Below are 16430 nucleotides of genomic sequence, written 5' to 3'. Positions count from 1 at the left end.
ATAAAGTTGCAAAAAAGAATGGCATTATTTCATCATGAAACGTTAGCCCGTAAATTTAGTATAGACGAGTTGCGCTAAAGTGTAGTTAAGCGGTAAAGTGATCTAATTAGGTAATCTATTTTTTATACACCAGTTAAATTCACCAAATTCTAAGGTTAATTTTTAAGATTATCAAAGTATAAACGAGCTCTAGCCATTACTTTAGGAGCCAATATAAGCGTGGTAAGCATTGTAGGTATTGCCATTAGCGCAAAAAACGTATCAATTAGATTTATCATTAAGCTCAATGATGTGGTCGCACCAAGTAGAATACTTCCTATATAAAAATAATTGTAGATATGTTTATGGCGTGTTCCAAACAAAAATGATAAGCATTTTGTGCCGTAATAAGAATATGAAAATAAAGAGCTGATGCTAAACACAGCAATACATACTAATAGTAAATACGGTCCAAACCCCGGAATCGCATCAGAAAAGGCTTTTGCAGTTAGACTTACCCCATTTGCCTCGCTAGTCTTCCAAACACCAGTTACCAAAATACTTAAAGCTGTAAGTGTACACACAATTATAGTATCTATAAATGGACCTAACATTGCTACTAAACCCTCACGTATAGGTTCATTTGTTTTTGCGGCACCATGAGCCATGGGAGCCGTACCTATACCGGCCTCGTTTGAAAATGCTCCTCGACGAATTCCAAGAACAATTAAAGCTCCAAGAATACCACCAAACATAGGGTCACCAGTATAATTATTTGCGGCAAAAGCATCAGTAAATATGAGCTTAAAATAATAGGGAACTACGTCTACATTTATGAAAAGTATGGCCAACACAGCGATAAAATATAATCCCACCATAGCAGGTACAATGCGTGAAGCGGTTTTACTAATACGATTTAATCCTCCCAGAATTACAACACCGGTTATTAAAGCAAGTACAATACCTATGACCAAATCTGTTGAAAAGCTTTTTTCATAACCATTAGGAACTAGTAAAATATCATTAATGGCCTGCGTAAGCTGATTTACATTAAAAACTGGTAGGGCTCCCACTAAACCGGCTACACTAAACATTATTGCTAGTGGTTTCCAAGCTTTTCCAAGACCTTCAACTATAAAATACATCGGTCCACCCTGAATTTCACCAGCATCATCTTTACCACGATATAATATGGCAAGCGTGCACGTAAAAAATTTGGTGCTCATACCCACAATTGCACTTACCCACATCCAGAAAACTGCTCCGGGTCCGCCTACAGCAATAGCAACCGCAACACCTGCAATATTCCCCATTCCCACAGTAGAGGATAGTGCAGTCATCAAGGCTTGAAAATGACTTATTTCCCCAGGATCATTAGGATTATCATATTTACCACGTAAAACATTTATGGCATGAGCAAAGTATGCGAACGGTAAAAATCTGGAATAAATAAGCAGGTATAAACCGCCACCTATTAATAAAATTAAAAGAGGTAAACCCCAAACAAAGGATGCTGCTTCTGAAACCCAATAATTAATTTTTTCCATCATTTAAAATCTTTAAAATTTAATTATTGAATTATGAAGTTATCAAAGTACTTAAGGCATTTATAACTAAAACATTTTTACAGAAAAATAGTCCTTTAATTGTTGAGATAAGCAAGTACATTATCCTCTATGCGCTTATCTATATTAGAAAGATCTGCTTTTACAAATTTCTCTCCAGTTATATTTTCAAATAACTCAATATATCGCTCAGATACAGTTTCTATATATTCATCGGTCATAACAGGTAACTTTTGACCTTCAAGACCTTGAAAACCATTTCCTATAAGCCATTGTCTCACAAACTCCTTAGATAACTGCTTTTGAGCTTCGCCATTTTGCTGACGCTCTGAATAGCCATCTGCATAGAAATATCGGGAAGAGTCTGGAGTATGTATTTCATCAATCAATACGATCTCACCATCAGCCGTTTTACCGAATTCATATTTAGTATCTACGAGAATCAATCCTCTTGCCTGAGCAATTTCAGTACCTCTTTGAAATAATTTTTGAGTATAGTCTTCAAGAATCGCATAATCTTCCACAGATACAATTCCGCGTTTAATAATATTTTCTTTAGAGATATCTTCATCATGGTCTCCCATTTCGGCTTTAGTTGCCGGTGTGATAATAGGAGTAGGAAATTTATCATTCTCTTTTAATCCTTCAGGAAGTTCTACTCCGCAAAGTATGCGTTTACCAGCCTTATATTCACGTGCAGCATGCCCACTCATATAACCGCGAATAACCATTTCTACTTTAAAAGGATCACATTTTTTACCTACAGCAACATTAGGATCTGGAGTAGCTTCAAGCCAGTTAGGAACAATATCCTGAGTATCGCGCATCATCTTTGTCGCAATCTGGTTTAGAATTTGTCCTTTATAGGGTATTCCTTTAGGCATAACTACGTCAAAAGCACTTAGCCTATCTGTAGCAACCATAATTAATTGATTATTTTCAAGACTATATACTTCTCGTACTTTTCCTTTGTAAACAGCTGTTTGTCCCGGAAAATTGTAATTTGTATCGGTAATGGTTTTATTTGACATTTCTTGATTGTAATTCTTAAAGTTTAGTCTCTGTTTTCGATTGCTTTGTAAGCTGCTATTACTTCTTTTACCAGTCTGTGACGTATAACGTCCTTATCATCAAGGTAAACCATACCTATACCATCTACATCTTTAAGTACTAAAAGAGCTTCTTTTAAACCACTTATAACACGTCTAGGTAAATCTATTTGACCTGGATCTCCGGTAATCATAAATTTTGCATGTTTACCCATACGTGTCAAGAACATTTTCATCTGTGCGTGGGTAGTATTTTGAGCCTCATCAAGTATAACAAAGGCGTTATCTAGTGTGCGGCCACGCATAAAAGCCATAGGAGCAATTTGAACAACTCCTTTTTCTATAAAACTCTCTAATTTCTCATGCGGTATCATATCACGCAATGCGTCATAAAGCGGCTGCATATATGGATCTAGTTTTTCTTTTAAATCACCTGGTAAAAAACCGAGATTCTCGCCAGCTTCAACTGCAGGGCGTGTTAAAATTATGCGTTTAACCTGCTTTTCTTTTAATGCTTTTACTGCTAATGCAACAGCTGTATATGTTTTACCGGTACCTGCGGGTCCTATAGCAAAAACCATATCATTTTTACGTGATAAGTCAACCATTTTGCGCTGGTTAGCAGTTTGTGCTTTAATAAGCTTTCCTCCTACCCCGTGAACTAAAATCTCACCACTGGCAACAGAAGTCTCGTAATCTGCTTTGCTCTCACTCGTTAAAACACGTTCTATAGAATTCTGATCGAGTTTGTTATATTTTGCAAAATGCTCTAAGAGCATAGTCATACGCTTATCAAACTCTTCTAAAAGATCTTCATCACCGTAGGCCTTGATATTGTTACCACGGGCAACAATCTTCAGTTTTGGGAAGTACTTCTTAAGTAGTTCAATATTAATATTATTTTCACCAAAAAAATCTCTTGGTGTAATCTCTGAAAGTTCAATGATAAGTTCGTTCAAAAGCGGAAGAATTTTATAAAGAAACTAGTTAATTATCTTTAGTTTTGCGTTTAACAAATGTAAATAAAATTAGTAACTCTACCCTTTAAATATATCAACAAAACCGCCTATGCCCATTATAACGTTAACCACAGATTTCGGCTTAAAAGATCATTTTGCCGGTGCGGTTAAAGGCGCTATTTATTCTGAATTGGCAGATGCCAAAATTGTTGATATCTCGCATAATGTATCGCCATTTCATATTACTGAAGCTGCCTACATCATTCAAAATGCCTATCGCAATTTTCCAGAAGGCACTATACATATTATAGGGATTGATTCTGAGCAGACGCCAGAAAACAAACATATTGCCGTAAAACTGGAAGGTCATTATTTTGTGTGTGCAAATAATGGTATCATGTCTATGATTACGCGCACCATTGTTCCTGAGGAAGTTGTAGAAATTAATATACATGACCGTATTAAAACTAACTTTACCGAACTTGATGTATTTGTACAGGTTGCCTGTCATATTGCACGTGGCGGAACCCTGGGAGTTATAGGTAAACCTATTAAAGAAATACGCGCCATAACCGGTATTATGCCTGTAATTAATAGCGAACAAAAACAAATTATAGGAAATGTTATTTATGTAGATAATTATGGCAATGTGATTACTAATATTACTCGACGTTTATTTGAAGAGGTTGGCAAAAGCAGAGCGTTTAGAATACAAGCTCGGAGAGCACATTTTACAAGAATCTATGATAAATATAGTGATGCCATCAATTTTGATATCGAAAAAACTAAACGGGAAGAAGATGGTAAAAAAATAGCCTTATTCAATTCGTCTGGATATCTGGAGCTAGCTATCTATAAAAGCAACCCTTCTACCGTAGGTAGTGCTTCGACACTTTTTGGTTTAGATTATAGAGACACGGTAACCGTAAACTTTGATTAAATCTATCTCATGCTCGTACGTCTTGTAAAAATGGAATTCAAACCAGAAGAGGTTGCAAATTTTGAAATTCTTTTTAACGAAGTGAAAGAGAAAATTCGAGGCTTTGAAGGTTGTGAATTTCTAGAACTACTCAAAGGCTCAGAGAAATCCTCGGTATTCTTCACTCATAGTCATTGGACGAGTGCAGAAGCGTTAGAAAAATACAGAAAAAGTGATTTATTTACTTCAACCTGGGCAAAGACTAAAGTTCTTTTTAACGCAAAACCCGAAGCGTGGAGCGTTGAAAAATTCGTAACTTTACGATAGTATCTTTACAGAAAATAAAGAATTAATCTTATAACACTGGCGAATAACGCGAAAAGTGTAATCTGCTGGTGTAATCATCAAACTATATAAAATGAATAAAATTGCAGTTATTGGTGCCGGTACAATGGGTAATGGAATTGCGCATACTTTTGCTCAAAATGGTTTTAAAGTTAACTTAATCGATATCTCAGAAGCATCTCTCAAGAAAGGTATCGAGACTATTACCAAAAATCTAGATAGACAAGTTGTTAAGGAACTTTTGACAGATAGCCAGAAAAATGAAACGCTTCTAAATATTATTCCACTTAATAACCTAGAAAGTGGAGTTAAAGATGTCGATCTTGTTGTTGAAGCTGCAAGCGAAAATCTCACAATCAAACTGGAGATTTTTAAAAATCTTGATACGTTTTGTAAACCTGAAACTATTCTTGCCAGTAACACTTCGTCTATATCAATAACTCAAATTGCTGCGGCGACTAATCGGGCTGCTCAGGTAATTGGGATGCATTTTATGAATCCTGTTCCGGTAATGAAGCTTGTAGAAATTATTAGCGGGTATAGTACATCAAAAGCAACTCTCGAGAAGATAACTAGTCTTTCTCAAAAGCTTGGTAAAATGCCGGTACCAGTTAATGATTATCCGGGATTTGTAGCAAACCGTATTTTAATGCCAATGATTAATGAGGCTGTTGAAACATTATATAATGATGTTGCCGGTGTAGCAGAAATAGATACTGTAATGAAGCTAGGAATGGCCCATCCTATGGGACCGTTACAGCTAGCTGATTTTATAGGTCTAGATGTTTGTCTTGCAATTCTTGAGGTGATGTATGACGGATTTAAAAACCCAAAATACGCGCCTTGTCCATTACTTGTAAATATGGTACGTGCCGGAAAACTTGGCGTGAAATCAGGCGAAGGTTTTTATGATTACAGTGAAAGTAGAAAAGCAGAAATTGTTTCAGCACAATTCAGTTAATTTCAATATTTTTTCAAATTAGATAGGCTTTTTTGATTCACAAAACATATCTAATTTTAAGAAAATCTTCTTGTTATTCTGCTTAATCTTAATAGTTTCAGTATTTAGATTAAGCAGATTTTTTTTTGCAAATTAATATAGGGTATTACCTTTTGCATTTGACCTATAATTACTTTTTTATGCCAAAAATAATTCCATTTAAAGCAGTGCGTCCCACGCGAGATAAAGTAAGTTTAATAGCTTCCCGATCGTACGATACGTATTCAAAGTCAGAACGCAAGGCACGGTTAGATAACAATCCGTATTCCTTTTTACATATCGTAAATCCGGGTTACAAATATCATAAGGAAATTAGCGGAGAAGCTCGTTATAAGTTAGTGCGCAATCGTTATCTTGAATTTAAGGAAGAAGGCATATTTATTCAGGATCAAGAGCCTGCATTTTATGTCTATAAGATTGTAAATCGCGATAACGAATCATTTGTAGGTGTAATCGCTGCAGCTAGTATTCTTGATTACAAAAATAACCTCATTAAAAAACACGAGAACACTATTAAAGATCGTGAAGAGATTTTTAAAGAATATTTGAAGATTACCGGCTTTAATTCTGAACCGGTTTTACTTACACATCCAGATTCTGCAGCGCTAACAGTAATTTGCGAAGCAGTTATGCAGCAACGTGCGGAGTATGAGTTTACGACCACGTATCAAGACACACATTATTTATGGCCGGTTTTTGACCATAATACAATACAAGCTATACAAAACGCATATGCAAAAATGCCGGCTTTGTACATCGCAGATGGTCATCATAGATCGAGCTCTTCTGCACTTTTATACGACGATTTAAGTCAATCTCAGAGCGCGGGAGAATCTTCTAACCATTTTATGGCGTATATAATTCCGGAGTCTCATCTGCGTATTCATGCATTCAGCAGAATGATAAAGGATCTAAACGGAAAGGATAAAGAACAGTTACTTGTAGAACTAGATTCAGTCTTTAAAATTGAAAACCGAGGAAACTTCTATGTCAAGCCAACAAGAATTCACGAATTTTCAATGTATCTAGATGGAGAATTCTATTTGCTTAGTTTACGTGTTCAATATCGCAGCTTTAATAATGCTCTAGAAAATTTAGATGCACAAATACTCTACGATTTGGTCTTAAAACCTATACTTAATATTACTAATCCACGTGCAGATGTAAGGCTAGGCTATGGTAAAGGAAAGGACGATATGCTTCTTGTAAAGCAAAAAGTAGATAAAGGATTATATGCTGTAGGCTTTGGATTATTTCCGGCTACTACACAGCAAATCAAAGATATATCAGATCAGGGACTTACCATGCCTCCAAAATCAACTTTCATTCAGCCAAAACTGCGAAGTGGTATTACAATTTATGAGTTTTTCTAGGCTGTATAGAACTTCGCATTGCTTAACTTTACCCTTAAGCTAATTGCGTTTAATATATGTCTATAATAAAAACTAATCTTAATCAGATAAAATCTACTTTACCACAACATGTAAATCTGGTGGCAGTTTCAAAAACCAAACCTATTGAAGATTTGCAAGAAGCTTATAATGCGGGACAACGTATTTTTGGTGAAAATAAGATCCAGGAGATGACTGATAAATGGGAATCACTTCCCAAAGATATCGACTGGCATATGATAGGTCATGTTCAAACAAACAAAGTTAAATACATGGCACCTTATGTGGGTTTAATACATAGTGCAGATAGATTAAAATTATTTAAGGAGATTGATAAGGAAGCTGAAAAAAATAACCGAATAATTAAAGTTCTATTACAGATTAAAATTGCTGAAGAAGATAGTAAATTCGGAATGCAACCTGCTGAGGCAAAACAGTTATTAGACAGCAATTCGTTTAAAGAAAACTATCCAAATATAAATGTAGTCGGTTTAATGGGAATGGCATCTTTCGTAGATGACCAAGATCAATTAACGCGGGAGTTTTCAGAATTGCAAAAAATCTACGACCGGTATAAAGAGCAACACAATTTCACTACACTTTCGATGGGGATGAGTGGAGATTATAAACTTGCTATAGCTTATGGAAGTACAATGGTACGTGTAGGAAGTGCTATTTTTGGTGAACGCAACTATAATTAATAAATTACTGATTTACAAAACTTAAGACAGCAGATAATTTATGTACGCAATACTCGACTTAGAAACCACAGGCGGAAAATATAATGAAGAAGGAGTTACTGAGGTTGCGATTTATAAATATGATGGTCACGAGATTGTAGATCAATTTATTAGTCTCGTAAATCCAGAACGGCCTATACAAGCTTTTGTAGTAGGACTTACAGGAATAAATAATGAGATGTTACGTAATGCTCCTAAATTTTTTGAAGTAGCAAAACGCATCATAGAAATCACCGAAGACTGTATAATTGTAGCGCATAATGCACAATTTGATTACCGTATTCTTCAATTAGAATTTGATAGGCTCGGCTATGATTATCAGCGTAAAAGTTTATGTACAGTAGAGCTTGCACAAAATTTACTTCCAGATCAGGAAAGCTATAGTTTAGGAAAATTAGTACGCAATCTGGGAATCCCTATTACAGACAGACATCGCGCAAGCGGGGATGCACTTGCTACCGTTAAACTTTTTAAATTATTACTGGCAAAAGATACGAATAAGATAATTATACAAGAAGCGATAAAGCTTAATCCTAAAAAGAAACTAGACACAAAATTAAGGGATCTTATTTCTGAAGTTCCGAGTTCTACAGGTGTATATTACTTTCATAATGCATATGGGAAAGTTATTCTTATCGGTAAAAGCCGCAACATAAAGAAACGGGTTACTCAACACTTTACTAATGATAACCGAAAGTCAAAACAGCTACAAGAAGATGTAGAAGCCATTAGTTATGAAGAGACGGGTAACGAACTTATAGCTCAATTAAAGGAGAATGAAGAGATTAAAAAAATAAAGCCTGCTCACAATCGCTCCTACCGCCGATTAAAATTTAAGGCTCAAATAGTGAGTTTCATAGATGAGAAAGGATATATAAATCTTCAAGTTGAAAAAGCAGATCCTCAAAAATCCAGTATTGTCACTTACGCCACATTACACGTAGCAAAATCAAACCTCGTGCGTATTTTAGAGGAATATAATCTCTGTGCAGCAAAAACCAACTTAAATCTAAAAGAAGATAGATGTCTTGACAGTACTTGTAGTGGCGCCTGTTTTAATGAAGAACTTGTATCAGATTATAATAAACGGGTAGAATCATTTATTGATGCAGTTAGTTTTGATCAAAAAAGTGTGGCGTTAATAGACCGAGGCAGAACTACAGATGAACGTAGCTTGATTCTAATAGAAGAAGGAGCCTTTAAAGGTTTGGGCTACTTTAATCTCAACTATCAAATAAGTAATACTGAAATCTTAAACCGAATTATCACCCCTATGGAAAATTCGTTAGATGCCAGACACATTATCCAAAGTTATTTGCGTGTCAAAAAGGTTATTAAAACAATAGATTTAAACGAATTAGCCCACTAGATGAAATCAATTATTTATTTATTTATAATAGCCTGCTTTACAGTTTCTACAGTAGTTGCTCAGGAAACATCTAATTTCGAAAAAAATAATTATCAAAAAAAGGATTCCACAAGAGTCAATTGTAAAATATGCAATGATTCAAAGTCTCCTTTGATTATCTTAGTGGTTGATACAAAAAAATATATAATCACAGAAGGTGACCTTCTTCAAATAAAATCAGATTGGGTTAAGGAAATTAATATTGTGAAAGATCAAAATGCAACTTCTAAATACGGTGATTCTGGAAAATATGGTGTAGTCGAAATGTATTTAAAAGATGAAATGCTCGGCGAATTTTCTTTAGAAAATCTGGAAGTAATAAATACTACTTATTAAATTTAATTTCTTTTTTGACTGAATTAGCTAAACATACCTGGAAATCAAAAATACACGAGGTAATCTACGAGGCAGATACACCCGCAGGAAAAATATTTGATGTAATTCTGCTAATAATAATACTTCTTAGTGTTGTTTTAGTAATGCTTGAAAGTGTAGCCGGAATGCAAATTAAATACGGAGACTACTTCTACATCAGCGAGTGGATAATTACCATCTTCTTTACTATAGAATATATATTACGTGTGATTTCCATTAAAAAAGCTTCAGCATATGTCTTCAGCTTTTATGGTCTTATAGATTTCATATCTACGATTCCGCTTTACTTATCCTTTTTTATTGTAGGAACTAATGCACTACTCACAATTAGAGCATTACGATTGCTTCGTGTTTTTAGGATCTTGAAAATCACGAGATACATAGGAGAAGGAAATAAATTAACTAAGGCGCTTAAAGATAGTCGTCCTAAAATACTTGTTTTTCTATTTGCAGTTATGATTCTGTCAGTAATTGCAGGTACTTTAATGTACATAGTCGAGGGACCAGAACACGGTTTTAATAGTATTCCGGTTAGTGTTTACTGGTGTATTGTTACGTTAACAACCGTAGGATTTGGAGATATTGCTCCTGTGACAGCCTTAGGGCAATTTATAGCTATGATTATAATGGTTTTGGGTTATGGTATAATTGCAGTTCCTACGGGTATCGTGAGTGCCGAAATGGCTAAAAAAGAACCTGGTGCGCTACCCGAGCATAAGCTTCATATTAATACTCAAGTTTGTCATAATTGCGGAGCACGTAAACATCAAGACTCTGCAAAATACTGTCACAATTGCGGAAACAGTTTACATTATGAATAAACTTTTAATAGCAATTGTAGGACCTACCGCAATCGGTAAAACTTCTTTATCCATAAAACTTGCCAAGCATTTTAATGCTGAAATATTCTCAGCAGACTCCAGACAGTTTTTCAAAGAAATGAAAATAGGAACGGCTGTACCGGAAGATGACGAACTTAATGCTGCAAAACATCATTTCATTCAGCATATATCTATTGAAGAAACTTATAATGTAGGTTTATTTGAAAAAGAATGCATTCAGGCACTAGACGCCTATTTTGTACATAAAGATATAGCGATTTTAGTAGGGGGTTCTGGACTATACGTTGATGCCATAATTAATGGTCTCGATAAGTTTCCTGACGTAGATCCACAGATTAGAGAAAATCTTATTGAAGACTTAGAAAGTAAAGGAATAGAAATTCTACAAAAAGAACTTTTAGAAAAAGATTCTGAGCACTACAACTCAATAGATTTAAGTAATAAGCAACGACTTATTCGCGCTTTGGAAATATGTAGAAGCACTGGTAAACCGTATTCTTCATTTCTGGCAAAGAATAAAACAAAGAGAGCCTTTAAAACACTAAAAATTGGTCTTAATGCAGAACGTGAAGTAATTTATAATCGCATTAATCAACGTGTTGATTCAATGATAGAAAACGGTCTTATTGAAGAAGCAAAAGCACTAAATCCCCTTAAAGATTTAAATGCATTAAACACCGTAGGCTACAAAGAATTATTCAATTACTTTGATAACCAGTATGACTTAAATACTGCGATTGAGGAAATTAAAAAAAATACCAGACGTTTTGCTAAAAGGCAATTAACATGGTATCGTAGAGATGATTCTGTAATCTGGTTTAATTATCTTACACCTATTGAAGAAATAATAAAAGTAATAAAAGAAAAAACGCCTCTGGAATAAGAGGCGTTTTTCAAATACCACTATTTTTTTTCTTCTTCACTCTTAACAACAAGGCGGAAACCTTCACCGTGAATATTAAGTATTTCTACAGTATCATCACGCTTTAAATACTTACGTAATTTAGCGATATAAACATCCATACTTCTAGAAGTAAAGTAGTTATCATCTCTCCATATTTTTGTAAGTGCTAACTCTCGAGGCATTAAATCATTTTCATGTAATGCTAAAAGACGCAGTAATTCGTTTTCCTTGGGAGAAAGTTTAATTTGCTCATCTTCTTTATAAGTAAGGAAACGCAACTTAGAATTTAAGAAGAAACCACCTATTTGGAATTCAAATTGTTTACTATCTGCAACAGAATCTGTCGCCTTACGCATCATGATAGCTTTAATTTTCATCAAAAGAACTTCGCTATCAAATGGCTTATTAAGGTAATCATCTGCACCTACTTTATATCCTTTTAAGACATCTTCTTTCATCGCTTTTGCGGTTAAGAATATAATAGGCACGTCTTCGTTCTTTTCGCGTATTTCTTTCGCAAGTGTAAATCCATCTTTATAAGGCATCATCACATCTAAAATACAAAGATCAAAGTCGTCCTTTTTGAACTTCTCAAATCCTTCCATTCCATTTTTTGCATGGGTTACATCGTAGTCATTCATTGAAAGATAATCTTTCAATACCGTTCCAAAGTTTGGATCGTCCTCTACGAGTAAGATTTTTTTGTTTTCTGTTTCCATTTGTTTAAGATATTAGTGGTAGTTTAATAATAAAGGTACTGCCTTTGCCTTTTTCGCTCTGTACCCAGATTTCACCTGCGTGATCTTCTACCATACGTTTTGCATATGCGAGACCCAGACCGTGACCTTTTACATTGTGTATATCGCCAGTATGCTCGCGATAAAATTTATCAAATATTTTCTTTTGAACTTGTTTTGTCATCCCATCACCCTGATCTTTAATTTTAATCAGTATGAAATTTTTTAGATTTTCTGTGTAAATATCTATTTTAGGAACATCTGTCGAATACTTAACAGCATTGTCTAAAATGTTGACCAAAACATTTGTAAAATGAGATTCATTTGCAAGAACTGAGCTTTTTACAGCTCCCAAATGAGTTTTTATATATCCTTGGCGATCTTCAACAATTAATTCAATATGCATGATTGCATCTTCAATAATATCATGAAGTTTTAAACGCTCTTTCTTAATATCAAGTTCGTTCTTTTCTAATTTTGAAATGCGCAATACATTCTCCACTTGGGCATGCATTCTCTTATTTTCTTCACGTATCATTCCCATATAGCGCGTTAACGCCTCCGGGTTGCCATTAATTTTTGGATTTTTAATAGCGTCAAGGGCAAGATTAATAGTTGCTATAGGAGTTTTAAACTCGTGCGTCATATTATTTATGAAATCGGTTTTGATTTCTGAAATCTGACGTTGTTTTACTAATTGTTGTAACGCACTACTGTATGCGATAACAATTATAAGGGTAAATAAAATACTCAACCCTCCCATTCCAATAACCGAAGAAACTACATATTTTTTTTCACCGGGAAAGTTCGCCACTAATTGGTAATCACTATTACCATCATCATCTGCAAAAAGTGGAACACTAAAATTTTGATCTGGAGATTGAATATCAAAATCCTTAGAACGCACGTTAGTAACAAAATTGTTACTGTAAATTGCATATTCAAAATTGGTTTCCATATCCCGTTCAGCAAGCTCCATTGTAAGAAGACGTTCTAGCTCCTCAACATCTACCCGCTTATGAATAGGTATTTTACGCGTAATATACATCACCGCCTGCTCAATATTGTATCGCTCAATATCACTTAGATCAGACATTCTGGTGAATATTGTTGTGCGGTCTACATCCCCTTTGTCAATATCGTTATTATCTATAATTTGAGTATACTGCCGCTGTAGATATTTTTTAAATTTTATGCTATCAACTTCATAATCAAGAATAGGAGAGCTTAATTTGTAGTCTTGCTCTACAATACTATTTCTAAAAACATACGACTCATTTGTTATTGAGTCTTCCTGCTTGTAAACCAAATCATAGAGGCTTACATCATCAGGAATTCCTAAACTATCCCGCATTTTAAGTACAGGATTATACCATGTGTTTACTTCTTTAATTTGAATATCTCGGGCAACTGCATTTAATACTTGCTTCGCATTAAAACCAAATTGACCACGCTTGGCATCTATACTATTAGATATCCAATAACCCTGCACAAATATAATGCCTATGAGAGACAAGCTCATCAACACAACAAGTAGTACAAAGAGTTTTTTATTCATATCCCCAAATGTATGATTTTAACATTTAGGGAATAATTGGTTTAACCAAATGTTAACAAGATTAAGCTAGGTATTTATAGGGGCTGCCAAGAGTTGGCTATGAATTTTAGAAACCATTTTTTTACTGAACTCCAGATCTGTATTTTCAATAACAAAATCTGCAAGAGGAATTTTTTTTGAGTCCTTCCACTGCTTATCCATTCTGCTTTTGATCTCTGCTTCAGTAGTTTGATCTCTTTCTAAAACACGATTAATACGTACCTCTTCGGGAGCAGTGACTAAAATCACATAGTCACATAGCGTCTCTGTGTTGTTTTCAAATAAAATAGCCGCCTCCTTTAATACATAAGGAGCGTCCTGAGAGCGTGACCATTTTATAAAATGCTCCCCTACTGCGGGATGCACTATTGCATTCAGTGCTTCTAGTAACTGTGCGTCATTAAATACTTTTGAAGCCACAAACTTTCGATCTAAATCATTTCCATTATAAGCCGCTACTCCTAATAAGTCAATAATTTGAGTTCTGAGATCTGGGGATACCATCAATTTCTTGGCCTCAGCGTCTGAGTAGTAAACTGGTATATTATATTCTGAATTAAAATAAGCTGCAATCGTACTTTTACCACTGCCTATACCTCCCGTGATCCCTACTATTTTCATTTTACAAGTAAATATTGAACCGTACTTTCACTAATACGCACATCTCTTACAAAATCTGGGGTCTCAATTACTTGTGGAGTTAAAGATGTAGATAGACTATCTGCTTCATCAAAATCAACTACCACCTTAAAATCAGATGATTTTACAAGATCATAATTTGTAACATTTACATTAAATATTACATTAATACGCTTTGGAAAAACTTTTGCCGAAACGTTTGCTGGAACATTAAGTAGCTGTAACGGTACAGAAACCGTTCCCTCGGTAAATTTATCTACTTGTAAACTATACTTTATAGTATTTGGTATGAGTTCGACATTAGCAATTTTTTTATAGAGATGTACCGATATATCTCCGTCTTTTGATGCTCTGGTATTTTCAAAAATCTGTGAGCTGGTATATACTTTTGTGATGGTATCAACTTCAGACTCGGGGCCTCGCACGGTAATACTATCTGGTGTGATTTGCATTCCCTGAAAGCTTCCGTAGCCAGGTGAATAGGAAATATCAAAATTAGATATAACCGGCACACGCTTATCATAGTTTCTATCTAAAAGGAAAAATACTGTATCGGGTTCAAATGCAATAATCTCACTACCACTTAAACTTCCTTTTAACGCATCACTTTCTTTATTAAAAACATAATAAGATTCTTTACCATCCTTAGGAAGATTTGATAAATCTATAGGAAATGCCTGTGAAAAAAAACGGTATTTAAAGTAATCATATCCGCTGGCTTTACCGGTAACTTTTACAGAGGTAGTCGAACTTTTTTTAAGTATATAATCTTCGGAAAGATTTTGAAAGGTAAGCGGAATCTTTACGGTAAAACTAAAATTGCGATTAAGCTTAATCATTATCGAAATAGAAGCTACAACCAACAAAATTGTTAGAAAAACCCGAAGGTTTGAATTCCTGTTACGTTTCTTTTTTTCTGACATGGAATGAGAGATTAACGCTAAAATTACTTAAAAAATAAGTGAGGAAACTTTTTACGAGGATCGTTTTTTAAATACCGTATGCTAATTGTAGATTCTGCAAATGCAATACCATAACCAGCAAACTGAACCAAAACTGCCCAGACTGATAAAAAGCCAACTTGCAAACTTTTATTTTTGAAAGTTGAATGCCCTAGAATAATCAGAAAATATAGTGCAACTAAAACAAGTGGAAAATATATTCCATATAAACTCATTACAAAGGAAATAAATAATCCCAACGTAAATAAAGTAGGAAACCAGAATGTTATTTTAGCGGTTTGGGGATGCCAGACTGTAAGTATAGGTCGTACTAAACCAAACTTGCGCACCTGATTATAAAATTTAGGCCAAGAGATACGACGTTTATGATACACATAAGCTTCCGAAATTAACTGAGATTTAAATCCCAAGTTCCATAGCCGTATACTTAAATCAGGATCTTCTCCAGGATGAATTTTACCGAAACCACCAGATTTTTCAAAAGCTGCTTTTGATATTCCCATATTAAAACTTCGGGGTTCAAAATTAGTTGCTGCTTCCTTTCTTCCTCGTATTCCTCCTGTGGTTAATAAGGAAGTCATTGAATAATTAATGGCTTTTTGCAGTGATGTAAAATTAGATGCAGCAGCATCTGGCCCACCAAAAAAGTCAGAATAATTAGAGATAAGATGGGTATCTATACTGCTTAAATATGCTTTAGGCAGTACACAATCACTATCGAGGATAATAAAATAATTTCCACTAGCACGCTGCATTGCGTAATTGCGTGAGTCTCCGGGACCAGTATTCTTTTTATAGAAATAGGTGATGTTTAAATTTCCAAATTCTTCTATTACAGCTTTAGAAGTTTCAGTAGATCCATCCTCAACTATAATTATCTCAAAATCCTTTCTATAAGTTTGCAAACATAAACTATGAAGTAATTCCCGAACTTCTTCAGGTCTGTTATAAACAGGAACAATAACAGAAAAAACTAAGTTCATAATACACCTTAATTACTACTGGTTAATTGATACAAA

General features: G+C 34.6%; 17 protein-coding genes. 9 read left to right on the top strand and 8 right to left on the bottom strand.

Translation table 11 applies throughout. From position 1 onward, the window contains the following. Positions 1 to 155 precede the first annotated feature (155 nt). The 3 genes from DSM00_RS04270 to DSM00_RS04260 form a co-directional block, all read right to left on the bottom strand. Positions 156 to 1526, bottom strand: coding sequence for an alanine/glycine:cation symporter family protein (locus DSM00_RS04270; protein WP_128757380.1), 1371 nt, complete (start codon positions 1524 to 1526; stop codon positions 156 to 158). A 95-nt stretch (positions 1527 to 1621) separates the two neighbouring features. Next, complete coding sequence (locus DSM00_RS04265) at positions 1622 to 2575, bottom strand: phosphoribosylaminoimidazolesuccinocarboxamide synthase (protein ID WP_128756796.1); 954 nt, start codon at positions 2573 to 2575, stop codon at positions 1622 to 1624. Between the two features lie 23 nt (positions 2576 to 2598). After that, positions 2599 to 3552 carry a PhoH family protein gene (locus DSM00_RS04260; protein ID WP_128756795.1) on the bottom strand — a complete coding sequence of 318 codons (954 nt, stop codon included), beginning with the start codon at positions 3550 to 3552 and terminating at the stop codon, positions 2599 to 2601. A 109-nt stretch (positions 3553 to 3661) separates the two neighbouring features. Between DSM00_RS04260 and DSM00_RS04255 the strand changes: the two genes are divergently transcribed. The 9 genes from DSM00_RS04255 (at position 3662) to miaA (ending at position 11455) form a co-directional block, all read left to right on the top strand. Beyond that, a complete protein-coding gene (locus DSM00_RS04255) occupies positions 3662 to 4492 on the top strand; it encodes an SAM hydrolase/SAM-dependent halogenase family protein (RefSeq protein WP_128756794.1) in 831 nt (276 codons plus the stop codon). A 9-nt stretch (positions 4493 to 4501) separates the two neighbouring features. After that, the gene (locus tag DSM00_RS04250; protein ID WP_128756793.1) at positions 4502 to 4798 is read left to right on the top strand and encodes a putative quinol monooxygenase; all 297 of its coding nucleotides are present in this window, start codon (positions 4502 to 4504) and stop codon (positions 4796 to 4798) included. A 91-nt stretch (positions 4799 to 4889) separates the two neighbouring features. After that, entirely contained in the window at positions 4890 to 5777 is an 888-nt protein-coding gene (locus DSM00_RS04245) for a 3-hydroxyacyl-CoA dehydrogenase family protein (protein ID WP_128756792.1), read from the top strand. A gap of 179 nt (positions 5778 to 5956) precedes the next feature. Continuing rightward, entirely contained in the window at positions 5957 to 7189 is a 1233-nt protein-coding gene (locus tag DSM00_RS04240; protein ID WP_128756791.1) for a DUF1015 domain-containing protein, read from the top strand. 56 nt (positions 7190 to 7245) lie between these two features. Then, a complete protein-coding gene (locus tag DSM00_RS04235; RefSeq protein WP_128756790.1) occupies positions 7246 to 7908 on the top strand; it encodes a YggS family pyridoxal phosphate-dependent enzyme in 663 nt (220 codons plus the stop codon). Positions 7909 to 7948: 40 nt separating this feature from the next. Continuing rightward, positions 7949 to 9316, top strand: coding sequence for an exonuclease domain-containing protein (locus DSM00_RS04230; protein ID WP_128756789.1), 1368 nt, complete (start codon positions 7949 to 7951; stop codon positions 9314 to 9316). Beyond that, complete coding sequence (locus DSM00_RS04225) at positions 9317 to 9691, top strand: hypothetical protein (protein WP_128756788.1); 375 nt, start codon at positions 9317 to 9319, stop codon at positions 9689 to 9691. It begins immediately after the preceding gene. A gap of 14 nt (positions 9692 to 9705) precedes the next feature. Beyond that, the gene (locus tag DSM00_RS04220; RefSeq protein ID WP_128756787.1) at positions 9706 to 10551 is read left to right on the top strand and encodes an ion transporter; all 846 of its coding nucleotides are present in this window, start codon (positions 9706 to 9708) and stop codon (positions 10549 to 10551) included. Beyond that, a complete protein-coding gene (miaA, locus tag DSM00_RS04215) occupies positions 10544 to 11455 on the top strand; it encodes a tRNA (adenosine(37)-N6)-dimethylallyltransferase MiaA (protein WP_128756786.1) in 912 nt (303 codons plus the stop codon). The genes DSM00_RS04220 and miaA overlap by 8 nt, the downstream gene beginning before the upstream one ends. Positions 11456 to 11475: 20 nt before the next feature. On the opposite strand, the gene DSM00_RS04210 is transcribed toward miaA, so the two are convergent. The 5 genes from DSM00_RS04210 to DSM00_RS04190 form a co-directional block, all read right to left on the bottom strand. Continuing rightward, positions 11476 to 12195, bottom strand: coding sequence for a response regulator transcription factor (locus tag DSM00_RS04210; protein ID WP_128756785.1), 720 nt, complete (start codon positions 12193 to 12195; stop codon positions 11476 to 11478). Between the two features lie 4 nt (positions 12196 to 12199). Continuing rightward, a complete protein-coding gene (locus DSM00_RS04205; RefSeq protein ID WP_128756784.1) occupies positions 12200 to 13771 on the bottom strand; it encodes a sensor histidine kinase in 1572 nt (523 codons plus the stop codon). 66 nt (positions 13772 to 13837) lie between these two features. Then, a complete protein-coding gene (gene coaE / locus DSM00_RS04200) occupies positions 13838 to 14431 on the bottom strand; it encodes a dephospho-CoA kinase (RefSeq protein ID WP_128756783.1) in 594 nt (197 codons plus the stop codon). Next, complete coding sequence (locus tag DSM00_RS04195) at positions 14428 to 15372, bottom strand: CdaR family protein (RefSeq protein WP_128756782.1); 945 nt, start codon at positions 15370 to 15372, stop codon at positions 14428 to 14430. The genes coaE and DSM00_RS04195 overlap by 4 nt, the downstream gene beginning before the upstream one ends. Before the next feature lie 23 nt (positions 15373 to 15395). Further along, positions 15396 to 16394 carry a glycosyltransferase gene (locus tag DSM00_RS04190; RefSeq protein ID WP_128756781.1) on the bottom strand — a complete coding sequence of 333 codons (999 nt, stop codon included), beginning with the start codon at positions 16392 to 16394 and terminating at the stop codon, positions 15396 to 15398. Between the last annotated feature and the right edge of the window lie 36 nt (positions 16395 to 16430).

The sequence above is a fragment of the Leeuwenhoekiella aequorea genome (assembly GCF_004104375.1).
Classification (GTDB): domain Bacteria; phylum Bacteroidota; class Bacteroidia; order Flavobacteriales; family Flavobacteriaceae; genus Leeuwenhoekiella; species Leeuwenhoekiella aequorea.
Note: the sequence above shows the minus strand (reverse complement) of the source record. Positions and strands in the feature narration are given on the sequence as shown.

Bases quoted from the DNA above. Each gene is read 5' to 3' on its own strand.
- DSM00_RS04270 (WP_128757380.1), bottom strand. From the start codon at position 1,526: ATGGAAAAAATTAATTATTGGGTTTCAGAAGCAGCATCCTTTGTTTGG.
- DSM00_RS04230 (WP_128756789.1), top strand. From the start codon at position 7,949: ATGTACGCAATACTCGACTTAGAAACCACAGGCGGAAAATATAATGAA.
- DSM00_RS04250 (WP_128756793.1), top strand. From the start codon at position 4,502: ATGCTCGTACGTCTTGTAAAAATGGAATTCAAACCAGAAGAGGTTGCA.
- DSM00_RS04265 (WP_128756796.1), bottom strand. From the start codon at position 2,575: ATGTCAAATAAAACCATTACCGATACAAATTACAATTTTCCGGGACAA.
- DSM00_RS04240 (WP_128756791.1), top strand. From the start codon at position 5,957: ATGCCAAAAATAATTCCATTTAAAGCAGTGCGTCCCACGCGAGATAAA.
- DSM00_RS04210 (WP_128756785.1), bottom strand. From the start codon at position 12,195: ATGGAAACAGAAAACAAAAAAATCTTACTCGTAGAGGACGATCCAAAC.
- DSM00_RS04245 (WP_128756792.1), top strand. From the start codon at position 4,890: ATGAATAAAATTGCAGTTATTGGTGCCGGTACAATGGGTAATGGAATT.
- DSM00_RS04190 (WP_128756781.1), bottom strand. From the start codon at position 16,394: ATGAACTTAGTTTTTTCTGTTATTGTTCCTGTTTATAACAGACCTGAA.
- DSM00_RS04225 (WP_128756788.1), top strand. From the start codon at position 9,317: ATGAAATCAATTATTTATTTATTTATAATAGCCTGCTTTACAGTTTCT.
- miaA (WP_128756786.1), top strand. From the start codon at position 10,544: ATGAATAAACTTTTAATAGCAATTGTAGGACCTACCGCAATCGGTAAA.
- coaE (WP_128756783.1), bottom strand. From the start codon at position 14,431: ATGAAAATAGTAGGGATCACGGGAGGTATAGGCAGTGGTAAAAGTACG.
- DSM00_RS04205 (WP_128756784.1), bottom strand. From the start codon at position 13,771: ATGAATAAAAAACTCTTTGTACTACTTGTTGTGTTGATGAGCTTGTCT.
- DSM00_RS04195 (WP_128756782.1), bottom strand. From the start codon at position 15,372: ATGTCAGAAAAAAAGAAACGTAACAGGAATTCAAACCTTCGGGTTTTT.
- DSM00_RS04235 (WP_128756790.1), top strand. From the start codon at position 7,246: ATGTCTATAATAAAAACTAATCTTAATCAGATAAAATCTACTTTACCA.
- DSM00_RS04255 (WP_128756794.1), top strand. From the start codon at position 3,662: ATGCCCATTATAACGTTAACCACAGATTTCGGCTTAAAAGATCATTTT.